General features: G+C 66.5%; 11 protein-coding genes. 5 read left to right on the forward strand and 6 right to left on the reverse strand.

Annotated elements, in window-relative coordinates; all coding sequences use genetic code 11:
- The first annotated feature begins 144 nt into the window (after nt 1-144).
- Entirely contained in the window at nt 145-678 is a 534-nt protein-coding gene (locus tag ACWELQ_RS23740; RefSeq protein WP_452399242.1) for an HD domain-containing protein, read from the forward strand.
- On the opposite strand, the gene ACWELQ_RS23745 is transcribed toward ACWELQ_RS23740, so the two are convergent.
- From ACWELQ_RS23745 to ACWELQ_RS23760, 4 genes are all read right to left on the reverse strand, one after another.
- The gene (locus tag ACWELQ_RS23745) at nt 664-1,332 is read right to left on the reverse strand and encodes a YdcF family protein (protein ID WP_452399243.1); all 669 of its coding nucleotides are present in this window, start codon (nt 1,330-1,332) and stop codon (nt 664-666) included. The two genes, ACWELQ_RS23740 and ACWELQ_RS23745, sit on opposite strands and share 15 nt — an antisense overlap.
- 11 nt (nt 1,333-1,343) lie before the next feature.
- Nucleotides 1,344-2,090 (reverse strand): GntR family transcriptional regulator, encoded by a 747-nt coding sequence (locus ACWELQ_RS23750; RefSeq protein ID WP_452399244.1) that lies wholly within the window; start codon nt 2,088-2,090, stop codon nt 1,344-1,346.
- Nucleotides 2,091-2,795: 705 nt separating this feature from the next.
- On the reverse strand, nt 2,796-4,028 hold the full coding sequence (locus tag ACWELQ_RS23755) for an acyl-CoA dehydrogenase family protein (RefSeq protein WP_452399245.1): 1,233 nt from the start codon (nt 4,026-4,028) through the stop codon (nt 2,796-2,798).
- A gap of 27 nt (nt 4,029-4,055) precedes the next feature.
- The gene (locus tag ACWELQ_RS23760) at nt 4,056-5,444 is read right to left on the reverse strand and encodes an acyl-CoA dehydrogenase family protein (protein WP_452399246.1); all 1,389 of its coding nucleotides are present in this window, start codon (nt 5,442-5,444) and stop codon (nt 4,056-4,058) included.
- Between the two features lie 233 nt (nt 5,445-5,677).
- Here ACWELQ_RS23760 and ACWELQ_RS23765 point away from each other — a divergent pair, with 233 nt between their 5' ends.
- Both ACWELQ_RS23765 and ACWELQ_RS23770 read left to right on the forward strand, forming a co-directional pair.
- Complete coding sequence (locus ACWELQ_RS23765) at nt 5,678-5,953, forward strand: hypothetical protein (RefSeq protein WP_452399247.1); 276 nt, start codon at nt 5,678-5,680, stop codon at nt 5,951-5,953.
- A gap of 123 nt (nt 5,954-6,076) precedes the next feature.
- A complete protein-coding gene (locus ACWELQ_RS23770) occupies nt 6,077-7,543 on the forward strand; it encodes an ArnT family glycosyltransferase (protein ID WP_452399248.1) in 1,467 nt (488 codons plus the stop codon).
- Between the two features lie 3 nt (nt 7,544-7,546).
- On the opposite strand, the gene hisN is transcribed toward ACWELQ_RS23770, so the two are convergent.
- Both hisN and ACWELQ_RS23780 read right to left on the reverse strand, forming a co-directional pair.
- Nucleotides 7,547-8,332 carry a histidinol-phosphatase gene (gene hisN / locus ACWELQ_RS23775; RefSeq protein ID WP_452399249.1) on the reverse strand — a complete coding sequence of 262 codons (786 nt, stop codon included), beginning with the start codon at nt 8,330-8,332 and terminating at the stop codon, nt 7,547-7,549.
- A 115-nt stretch (nt 8,333-8,447) separates the two neighbouring features.
- Nucleotides 8,448-9,044, reverse strand: coding sequence for an NADPH-dependent FMN reductase (locus ACWELQ_RS23780; RefSeq protein ID WP_452399250.1), 597 nt, complete (start codon nt 9,042-9,044; stop codon nt 8,448-8,450).
- Nucleotides 9,045-9,187: 143 nt separating this feature from the next.
- On the opposite strand from ACWELQ_RS23780, the gene ACWELQ_RS23785 reads away from it, so the two are divergent.
- Nucleotides 9,188-10,045 carry a helix-turn-helix transcriptional regulator gene (locus ACWELQ_RS23785; RefSeq protein ID WP_452399251.1) on the forward strand — a complete coding sequence of 286 codons (858 nt, stop codon included), beginning with the start codon at nt 9,188-9,190 and terminating at the stop codon, nt 10,043-10,045.
- 74 nt (nt 10,046-10,119) lie between these two features.
- The gene (gene prfB / locus ACWELQ_RS23790) at nt 10,120-11,238 is read left to right on the forward strand and encodes a peptide chain release factor 2 (protein ID WP_452399252.1); all 1,119 of its coding nucleotides are present in this window, start codon (nt 10,120-10,122) and stop codon (nt 11,236-11,238) included.
- Nucleotides 11,239-11,294: the final 56 nt, after the last annotated feature.

Here is an 11,294-nt window from a genome sequence, read left to right on the forward strand (position 1 = left end):
GCCCTTGAGTCTGTATAGCCAGTTTCGGCAACGACTCGTGAGCGGCACCTCGCGCGAGGGCCGAGCCCGTGGTGATCGCCGAACGATCGCAACGACTTCGGACGCTGGGACGCGGGTCGCGCCCGGCGCGTAGCATGGCCGCTCGTGGACGCTTCCCTGGTGGAATTGCTGGCACCGCTGACAGACTCGCGTCGTGCGCACACGATCGCGGTGGGGCGCAAGGTTCAACGCATCGCCAAGTCGATTCCCGAGCATCTGCGGGACGAAACCGTCGCTGCGGCTTACCTTCACGATGTCGGCTACGGCTATCCCGTGCTCGGCTTCCATCCCATCGACGGCGCTCGGCTATTGACCGACCGTGGGTACTCGACCATCACTTGCCACCTGGTGGCTTTCCACTCGGCGAGCACGGTGGAGGCTGAGGTACGCGAGATCGATCCGAAGCCCTTCAAGCCTTATGTGCTGGAGGCTGTTCCAGGGATCGATGTCGCCAACGACTTCGTCTGGTGGGCCGACATGTCGACGTGCCCGACTGGTGATCCGGTGACGATAGACGAGCGGCTGGCTGATATCCGGGTTCGATACGTGGCAGGCAGCATCGTGCGTACCGCGATCGATAGGGCGGAACCGTTGTTGAGGGCGGCCGTTCAGCGGGCTGCGGCTCTACTCGGGGAGTAGACGGCGGGTGAATCCGGCATCGACGAGGCGAGAGTAGGCGGCGCGTACATCGTCGGGCACGTCCTGTTCGATGGCCCAGCCTTTCGCTGGGTAGACCCAGATTCGTTGGGTGTCGCCGACGAGCATGTTCATCACGCGATCTACGTCGCCGATGCTGGCCACGTAGTCGTCCAGGGTGAGGGGCAATGACCCGCAGACGACTTCGACCTCGGGCCAGCGCTTCTTGCAGATGGCGTAGCTGCGGCGCTGCTGGTATGGGCGGGAGATCAGCATTACCGATTTGACCGAGTCCAGGTAGCCGTGCTCGATCAGCAAGGTACGGGTGAAGTCGATGTTGTCGCCGGTGTTGGTCGCGTTGGGCTCGACCAGGATTGCTTCGGCCGGCACTCCGAGTTCGATGGCGCGCTCGCGGAAGTGCACTGCCTCGCCTCGCGGGAACAGGTCGACGGTGGTCGGTGCGTTCGCGCCCGTGAACACGATCAAGGGGAAGGTGCCCGAGTGGTAGAGATCGGCTGTGTAGGTGGCGACCCCGAAGTCATGGCCTCCTAGGCCGATGCCGACATCGACGGGGCGCGGCTCATGGTGCAGCTGGTTGTAGTCCCAGAGGATTTCGACATCGGCGCGGTGCTCCGCGGGCAAGGTCGTGGTCGGCATCGGTAGCTCCTCTACTCGGGCAGCTTGAAGTCGTAGGTCCACGAGAACCGGGATGCCGCGTGGACACCGCGCGCAAACTCGATCAGAACATCATTCGCGGCGTAGGTGCGACGCGTCAGGATCATCACCGGTTCTCCGGCGGGCAGATCCAGGGCCTCGGTCTCCTCCGGAGTGGGCATCCGAGCGAAGATCGTCTCCGACATGTGGTCGGGCTCGTAGCCCTGAAGCGTGAGAACCGCGAGACCGCCACCGGGGCCCGCAGGTCCTGGTGTGGGATCCACCAGCGGTGTTCCTTCGACGATCTCTGGAAGGTAGTAACTGGCGAGAGTATGCGTCGGCCGACCTGCATCTCGAACGGTGCGGGCACGCTCGTAGACAAGTGAACCTGGTTGCAACCCATAGGCTTCCGCGATCTCCGTGTCCGCCTCGATGAGCGCGACGGTTTGCGTCTGGTCGGTCCGCTGCCACGGTCGGCCGGATGCTTCGCGGTCGGCGATGAACGCGACCGTGTCGCCGTACTTCCACTTCTTCTTCGAGTACCGCTCAATGCCGAGTCGCCGCATCGGGGGTCGCTCACGTACGACGGTTCCGCGTCGTCTGATCGGGGTCACCAGTCCCTCGGATTCGAGCTGCCCGACCGCCTGGCGGATGGTCTTGATGTTGACGCGGTAACGCTCGGCCAGCTCCTCCTGCTTGGGAAGCGTTGTCCCGGGCGCGTATTCGCCCTGATTGATGGCCTCGCGCAGGTTGGCCGCCACTTCACGGTATCCGCTCATATCGCTGAGGTGCTCTCTCGTCGGGGTGGTCCGAACTGAACGAGTTTAAGAGTAGCCCTAACTGTCCCGGATGCCGATCTGTTCAATTAAGACCGGTTCTATTGATGGGTAGATGGGAGAGTGCTTGAATAGAACCACTCCTATAAGCGGATCTTGTTTGGCGGGAGGTTTGAGTTGAATCGGAGGGCGGAGATCTTCGTGTTCCCCGGCGGTCTGTTGGAGGTCGAAGCCGACGGAGTCGAGACAGTTCGCAGTCCGGGGGTCTATCTGGAGTGTTTCGAATACGGCGACGACCATCGTGACGAGCGAACTCTAGGGGAGGTAATGCGTTACAGGCCAACAGCGTTGGGGTATCTGCGGACGGATGTGTCTGGCATTGGGCAGCTCTGGGATGAGAGCAGGATTCGCCAGACGGCTGTACAGCTGGGCTTCGATCTAGCCGGGATTGTCGTTTACGACCCGCTGACCGGACGACCCCCGCTGGCGCGGTTGAGAGCTCAGGCGACACGGCTTGAAGTCGAGGCGGTAATCGTTCCAGATCTTGCTCATTTCGAGGCCAGTCGAGTACCGCCGTCGATCTTGCGAAAGCTCGAGGTGATCGCGGTGTCTTCAGCGCATACGTACGGTGGGTAAACGAAAGCCGGTGCGAACCTCTGAGGTTCGCACCGGCTTTCGTTGTGCTGCTTGCTACTTCAGCTTGTCGCTGGACAGTCCGAGGACGCGGCGGGCAACGATGAGCTGCTGGATCTGTTGGGTGCCTTCGAAGATGTCGAGGATCTTCGAGTCGCGGCCCCACTTTTCCAGGAGGGTGCGCTGGGAGTAACCCGTGGCGCCGGCCAGTTCGACGGCCTTGAGGGTGACGTCGGTGCCCATGCGGCCGGCCTTGGCCTTGGACATGGAGGCTTCCAAGGAGTTGGGCTTCTTGTTGTCGGCCATCCAGGCTGCGCGGAGGGACAGCAGGTAGGCGGCTTCCCAGTCTGCTTCCAGGCGGAGGAATTCCGCGGCGGCGGCGTGCTGGTTGTTGGCGGGCTTGTCGTAGGAGATCTCGACGCCTGCGTCGGTCAGGACGGTGCGCAGTTCCTCGAGGGCGGCGCGGCCTACGCCGACGGCCATGGCCGCGACGAGGGGGCGGGTGTTGTCGAACGTCTGCATGACGCCGGCGAAACCCTTTTCCACGTTGACTTCCGGGGAACCGAGGATGTTGTCCTTCGGGATGCGGCAGTCCTCGAAGCGGATCTCCGCGGTGTCGGAGGCCTTGATGCCGAGCTTGTGCTCGAGGCGGGACACGGTCAGGCCCTTGGCATCCCGGGGGACCACGAAGGACTTGATGGCGGCGCGGCCGGCGGAGCGGTCCACCGACGCCCACACCACGATGTGGGTGGCGCGCGAGCCCGCGGTCACGAAGATCTTGGTGCCGTTGAGGACCCACTCGTCGCCGTCGAGCACCGCGGTGGCGGTGACGGCGGCGGAGTCGGAGCCGAAGGACGGCTCGGTGATGGCCATGGCGGCCCACACCTTGCCGAACCGCGACAGCTGCTCGTCGGTGGCGACCGCGGCGATGGCGGCATTGCCGAGACCCTGGTAGGGGATCGACAGCATCAGGCCGACGTCGCCCCAGGAGGTCTCCAGCGCGTTCATCAGCGCGGACATATTGCCGCCGTTGGTGTTACCCAGCAGCTCGGTGGCGTGGACGTCCTTCTTCTCCTCGTCGACCTGGCGGCCGCCGGTGGCACCTGAGATCTGCTCGGTGCCGGAGTCGGACAGGCCCTCCACCATGGCGGCCATGGTGTCCAGCTCGACCGGGTACTCGTGCTCGGCGAGATCGTACTTGCGCGAAGCCGGACGGAAGATCTCCTGCGCGACCTGGTGGGCCTGGTTGGCGCTGGCCCGCAGCTTCTTGGGGAGTTCGAGATTGATCATTGTGATGTCTCCGTTGGGAAGTCGGGGCTAGATGAGGACGATGCCTTCGGCGACGCCGACGCCGCGCAGATCGCGGTACCAGCGCTCGACCGGGTGCTCCTTGGTGAAGCCGTGGCCGCCCAGCAGCTGCACGCCGTCCAGGCCGATCTGCATGCCCTTGTCGGTGGCCAGCTTCTTGGCCAGCGCCGCCTCACGAGCGAACGACAGACCCTGCTCCGCGCGTGACGCACCCCGCAGGGTCACGAGACGAAGACCATCCAGCTCGATCGCCATATTGGCGACCATGAACGCGACCGCCTGACGGTGGGCGATCGGCTCACCGAACGCCTCGCGCTCCTTCACATACGGAATCACGTAGTCCAGCACGGCCTGACCGGTACCGATGGCCAGCGAAGCCCAACCCAGACGGGCGAGACGCACGGCGTCGGCGTACTCCTCGGCGCGCACCGCACCCTCGGAGTCACCCAGCAGGGCGCTGGTGGGCACCGCGACATTGTTGAGCACCAGGCGGCCCAGGCCCGCGGCCCGCATACCCATGCTCGGGTCGGCCTCGACCGACAGACCCTGGGTGTCGGACTCGACGACGAAGAAGGTCGGGCGGCCGTCCAGCTCGGCGGCGACGATGAACAGCTCGGCGTCACCGGCGGCCGGGACCAGGGTCTTCACACCGTTGAGGCGGAAACCGCTCGGCGAGCGAGTCGCCTTGGTCTTCAGGGCGAACGGATCGAACAGCGCCTGCGGCTCGGAGATGACGACCGAGGACTGCGGCACGTTCTCACCCGCGAACGAACCCAGGTAGGTCTTCTGCTGCGCGTCGGTACCCCACTGCGACAGCGCGACCGCGACACCGCTCGGCGCCAGGATCGGCAGCGCCAGGCCCATGTCACCGTGCGAAAGCGCTTCGGCCACCAGCGAATTGGTGACCGCGCCCCGCTCGGACGCCGCACCCTCGAGCTCCTCGGGCACGTTGATGAGGGTCACACCGAGCTCGGCGGCGCGCTCGAGCAGATCGCGCGGGGCCTTGGCGGCATTGTCGGCCTCGTAGGCGGCCGGGCGCAGGATCTCCGCCGCGAACTCGCGCACCGTCTCGACGATCATCTGCTGCTCGTCGGTCGGGGTGAGGTCGAAGTAGTCCTTCTTGCGAGACTCGTTGGCGGGCAGCCGCTTCGGCGCGCCACCTCCGGCGACCTTCTCGAACGCGCGGGTCGCGGCACCGAGGGTGCGGAATCCGGTCTTGGTGCCCTCGTAGGTGAGGCGCTCGATCGGCTTGCGCAGCTTGTACTTCTCGGCGAGTTCGGACCCCGTGATGGTCGTCATGACCCGCATCGCCGCGCCCATCCAGTCGCGTTTGACCGGGTTCAGGCCAACGGCGGAGGTATCCCGCTTCGTTGCGGTGTCTCGAGTGCTCATAATCACCAGTTTTCTATCGAGGAGGTGGGTGATCCTGCCCAGCAATCTTACTCCTGAGTAAGACTATCTTACTTCAGAGTAAGAAGTGGCGTCCAGGATTGTCGAATCGCCAGGTCAGGGCGGTGGTTCGAAACTACTCGCCGGTATCGCCGGGATCTAGTGAAACAAACTCACTTCAGAAGGTCGCGGGCTGGGCTAGGGTGCAGGCGCATAACCCGCTCCCGATGAAGGTTGTACATATGAAGATTGCGCTCGGAACCGTCGGCTTCATTGCCGCTGGTCTGTTCCTCGCCGCCCCCGCCGCCAACGCCGACGTGGTGCTGCAGCCCATCGATGTCGGCATCACCGGCTCCGGCGCCGGCGTCACCGGCTCGGGCACCGGCTCCGGCGCCGGTGGCAGCAACTGCGGCAGTGGCCCGGCCGCGGAACTCTCGCTCGGCTCCGCCGGTGTCGGTTCCTCCGTGGGTGGCCCGTACATCGACTTCGGCTCGGTCTGCGTGCCGCTGCTCGGCTGAGAAGTGAGGGCGTAGCCGGCACCTGACGGCGAGCCAACGCCCCGGCGCCGGGACCGCAGCCCGCGCCGGGAACACCCGCACAACCGGTGGCCCGGTCGCCCCGGAAATGCGACGATGCGAGTGATGGAAGAACGGCCGGTCGCCACCACGGGTGGCGAAATCTACTGGATAGCGGGGATTTTCGCGGCGATCATGACCGCGCTCTCCGCCCGGTACGGCTATCACCGAGACGAGCTCTACTTCCTGGCCGCGGGGCGGCACCTGGACTGGGGATACCCCGATCAACCGCCGCTGGTGCCACTGCTGGCCCGCGCGATGTCGGCTCTGGATGCGAATTCTGTCCTGCTGCTGCGTATTCCGGCCACTCTGGCGGCTACTGTCGTCGTGATCTGCACGGGTCTCTACACGCGCGAACTCGGTGGAGGGCGCAAAGCGCAGGCCATCGCGGCCGCGTCGGCGGCCTCGGCGGCGCTGCTGGCCGGGGCGGGACACACACTCAGCACGGCCGTCGTCGATCTGGCGGTGTGGTCGGTGCTGACGCTGCTCGTACTGCGCTTGCTGCGGACACCCTTCCAGCCACGCTGGTGGCTCGCGATCGGCGTGGTGGCCGGGATCGGGGTGCAGAACAAGGCCCTCATCGTGGTGCCGATCGCCGCGTTGGCACTTTCGCTACTGGTGATCGGGCCCCGGGAAGTATTCGCCACCAAGTACTTTCCGATCGCGATAGGCATCGCGGCGGTCATCAGCGCGCCCTACGTGCTCTGGCAGGCCCGCAACGGCTGGCCGCAATGGGCGCTGAGCCGGGCCATCGCGGGCGGCTCCTCGGGCAGTTCGAACACCCGAATCCAGTTCGTGCTCCTGCAATTCGGGATGATCGGCCTGCTGATCGTCCCGCTGTGGATCGCGGGCCTGTGGTGGCTGTGGCGATCGCGCGACCGCGCCTTCACCCTGGCCTACGGGGTGCAGTTCCTCGTCTACCTGATCACGGTCGGCAAGGCGTACTACCTCGGCGGCATGTATCCACTACTGCTCGCCGCCGGTGCCGTCGCCGCCGAACCCTGGCTGGCTCGCGGTCGAATGCGCACCGCCGCACTGGTTTCGGCCATCCTCGCCGACGCGTTGTTCTCGGTGCTGGTCTTCCTGCCCGCGCTGCCGATCGCCGCATTGCGCAACCCGTCACCGGTGCTCGCCATCAACAAGGAGGCGGGGGAGACCGTCGGCTGGCCGCAGTTCACGGCCCGAATAGCCGACATCCGTGCGCATTCCGCGCCCGATGCCGATCTCCTCACCGCCAACTACGGCGAGGCGGGGGCGGTGGAGCAATTCGGCGGCCCCTTCGGCCTGCCGATCCCGCACAGTGTGGACGACGCCTACTGGTGGTGGGGCCCACCCGACGGCACACGCCCGGTGATCGTCATCGGCATGCCCGCCGACCAGGTCACCCGCTTCTGCCTCGCCCCGGAACCCCTGGGCCGCATCGACAATGGCCGCGGAATCCACAATATCGAGCAGGGTCGCGCGGTCATCCTCTGTCGGACACCGCGCCGCCCCTGGTCCGAGATGTGGCCCGCCATGCGGCATCTCGGCTGAGTATCACGCCTGCAGCGCCGCCAGGACCTGGTCCTGCAGATGGGAATTGGTCGCCACGGCGCTGCCGCCGTGCGGGCCGGGGTTGCCGTCCAGGGCGGTGAAGGTGCCGCCTGCTTCGCGGATGAGGATGTCCAGCGCCGCCATATCCCACAGGGACAGTTCGGGTTCGGTGACGATATCGACCGCGCCCTCGGCGAGCAGGGCGTAGCCGAAGAAGTCGCCGTAGCCGCGGACTCGCCACACCTCGTCGGTGAGGGCGATGAGTTTGGCGCGGCGGCCGATAGCACGCCAGCCCGAGAGGCTGGAGATGGCCAGGCTGGCGGCACCCAGTTCGGCCACCGCGGAGACCGAGATCGCGCGCGGCTCACCGCCTTCGAAGTTGCTCCACGCGCCCGCGCCGGAAGCCGCCCACCAGCGGCGCGACAACGCCGGAGCGCTCACCACGCCCACCACCGGCACGCCGTCCTCGAGCAGGGAGATGAGCGAGGCCCACACCGGCACGCCGCGCACGAAGTTCTTGGTCCCGTCGATCGGGTCGATGACCCACTGCCGCCCCTGGAATTCGACATCCCCACCGAACTCCTCGCCGAGCACCAGATCCCCCGGCCGCTCGGTCGCGAGCAGCTCGCGCACGGTCCGCTCGACCGCCAGATCCGCATCCGACACCGGCGTCAGATCCGGCTTCGAATCGATCTTCAAGTCGAGCGCCCCGAACCGCTCACGGGTAATAGCGTCGGCCGCATCGGCCAGCCTCAGCGCAAGTTCCAGGTCAGCGGAGTAATCGGTCACGCGAGATCACGTTAGTCCTCCCCCGTTAACGGCTGGTGTCCGCCATCACCCCGTCGAGTGGCACCTCCTGGAGGTGATTTGCCCGAATTCGCCTCCGGGATGTGCCGCTCGACGATCAGGCCAGGAGGGAGGGCTGGCGGGCGGCGGTGAGGGCGGTTGCCCACCAGTGGAGTTGGGTCAGGAGGCGGGTGGCGGCGTCTTCGTATTCGGCGGGCTCCTTCAGGGCGCCGGACTGGTCGAAGAGCAGGAAGTAGCGGGAGAAGGAGACGTAATCCTTCACCGTGTGGGCGTTGAGCTCGTTGAAGACCGCGCGCAGGCCCTCGATGGCGAGCAGGCCGCCGGACTTGCCGCTGTAGCCGACGAAACCGACGGTCTTGCGATCCCATTCGGTGAAATGCCAGTCGATGGCCGTTTTCAACGAGGACGGGAAGCTGCGGTTGATATCGGGGGTGACGACCACGAAGGCGTCGGCCGCCGCCAACCGGGCGGCCAGGTCGTCGCCCTGGCCGGGGCGCGCGGGATTCGGCTCCATCACCAGCGGCACCGCGGGCAACTCGTGCGGCAGGTTGTAATCCGCCAGGTCGACGACATCCACCTCGAACGCCCCGTGGGCTCGGGCCTGCTCGGCGAACCAGTTGGCCACCACCGGTCCGAAACGTCCTTCCCGGACGCTGCCGATGATCACCGCTAGGCGCAGGGGAGTGCTGGTCATGGTGGGCTCCTTCGAGATTCGCCGCGGCCGGTCGGCCGCTCGAGATCAACTTTGCGGGCCGAGACGAGCGCTAGGGAGACCACGCTGAGGGTGGTAGTGGCAGGGACACGATAAGCGCCGCGCGCGTTGCTAGCGTCGAATGCGTGAGCGAGAACGAGCTGGGACTGTTCCTGCGGCTGCGCCGGGAGGCGGTCACGCCCGCCGAGGTGGGGCTTCCGACCGGGCAACGTCGACGCACACCTGGCTTGCGGCGCTCCGAATTGGCCACGCTCGCAGGCGTTTCGGTGGAATACCTGACCCGGCTCGAGCAGGGCCGCGACCGGCATCCCTCCGCGCCCGTGCTGATCGCGCTGGCCGACGCACTGCGGCTGACGCCCGCGCAACGGGTGCACCTGCTGAATTTCGCCAAGGCCGGGGATCCGAACTTCAACTGCCGCGGCGGTTCCGGTCCCAACCGCCGCATCCGTCCGGCCGTGCAGGCCATGCTCGATCAGTTCGAACCCGCGCCCGCCGCGGTCATGAACCGGCTCAGCGAGATTCTCGCGGTGACCGACGGCTACCGCGCCCTCTTCGGCCCGATCGGCCTGCTCGACGGCGGCCTGCCCGGCAACTACGCCCGCTACGTGCTGGCGGACCCGCGCGCCCGCGTCGCCTACCCGGACTGGGAACACAAGGCCGACAAGTGCGTTGCCCAGCTCAAGCAGGGTCCCGGCCGGGCCGACCCGCACGTCAACGCGCTCATCGACGACCTCGCGGCCACCATCGGCCCCGAATTCACCCGCCGCCTCGAGACCATCCCGGGCCTGCCCGACACCAATGGCGTCGGCCGCCTCGAGCACCCGGAGGCGGGCCCCCTTCGGCTCGCCTACGAAACCTTGAACCTCTCGGCCGACGACGACCAGTTCCTGATGGTCTACCTGCCCGCCGACGACGCCACCGCCCAGGCCCTGGACCGTCTCGTCGGCCGCCGTCCCGGTGGTCTGCGTGCCGTCGCGGGCTGAGCAAACGCCGCGACGGCCTTCAACTGCCTGCCGTCGTTTCGGGTTGACGGCGGCTGCCGGTAGATTTGACGATCGTGCATCCTGACGTCTCCGCTGATCTGGCCGAACTCGACACGACTCTGAAGACCATCGAGTCCGTGCTCGACATCGAGGAGCTGGCTCGCCGCATCGATGAGCTGGAACAGCAGGCCGCGGACCCCGAGCTGTGGAACAACCAGGAGCACGCCCAGGCCGTCACCAGCGAGCTCTCGCACGCGCAGAGCGAACTGCGCCGGGTGCGCGATCTGCGGCAGCGGCTCGAGGATCTGCCGGTGCTCTACGAGCTCGCCGAGGCCGAGGAGGGCGCGGATCAGACCGCCGCGCTGGCCGACGCCGACGCCGAGCGCAGCAGCCTGCACGCCGATGTCGAGGCCATGGAAGTCCGGACCCTGCTCTCCGGCGAGTACGACAAGCGTGAGGCGCTGGTCAATATTCGCTCCGGCGCGGGTGGCGTGGACGCCGCGGACTGGGCGCAGATGCTGATGCGCATGTACGTGCGCTGGGCGGAGAGCCACAAGTACGCGGTCGAGATCTACGACACCTCGTACGCGGAAGAGGCGGGCATCAAGTCGGCGACCTTCGCGGTGAAGTCGCCGTACGCCTACGGCACGCTATCGGTCGAAATGGGCACGCACCGACTGGTCCGCATCAGCCCGTTCGACAACCAGGGCCGCCGCCAGACCTCCTTCGCCGAGGTCGAGGTGCTGCCCGTCGTCGAGACCACCGACCACATCGAGATTCCCGAAGGCGAGGTGCGCGTCGACGTGTACCGGTCCTCGGGTCCCGGCGGCCAGTCGGTCAACACCACCGACTCCGCGGTCCGCCTCACCCACATTCCCACCGGCATCGTCGTCACCTGCCAGAACGAGAAATCCCAGCTGCAGAACAAGATTTCGGCCATGCGCGTGCTGCAGGCCAAGCTGCTGGAACGCAAGCGGCAGGAAGAACGCGCCCAGATGGACGCGCTCAAGACCAACGAGGGCGCGTCCTGGGGCAACCAGATGCGCTCCTACGTGCTGCACCCGTACCAGATGGTCAAGGACCTGCGCACCGGCTACGAGGTCAACAACCCCTCGGCCGTGCTCGACGGTGACATCGATGCCTTCATCGAATCCGGAATCCGCTGGCGTATGAAGGAACAGACGGCCAACTAGGGGTTAGCGCATGAATCTTCTCGCCGCTGGCACGGGGGCCGATTTCGGGAACTGGC

It is taken from the genome of Nocardia sp. NPDC004722 (assembly GCF_053601505.1).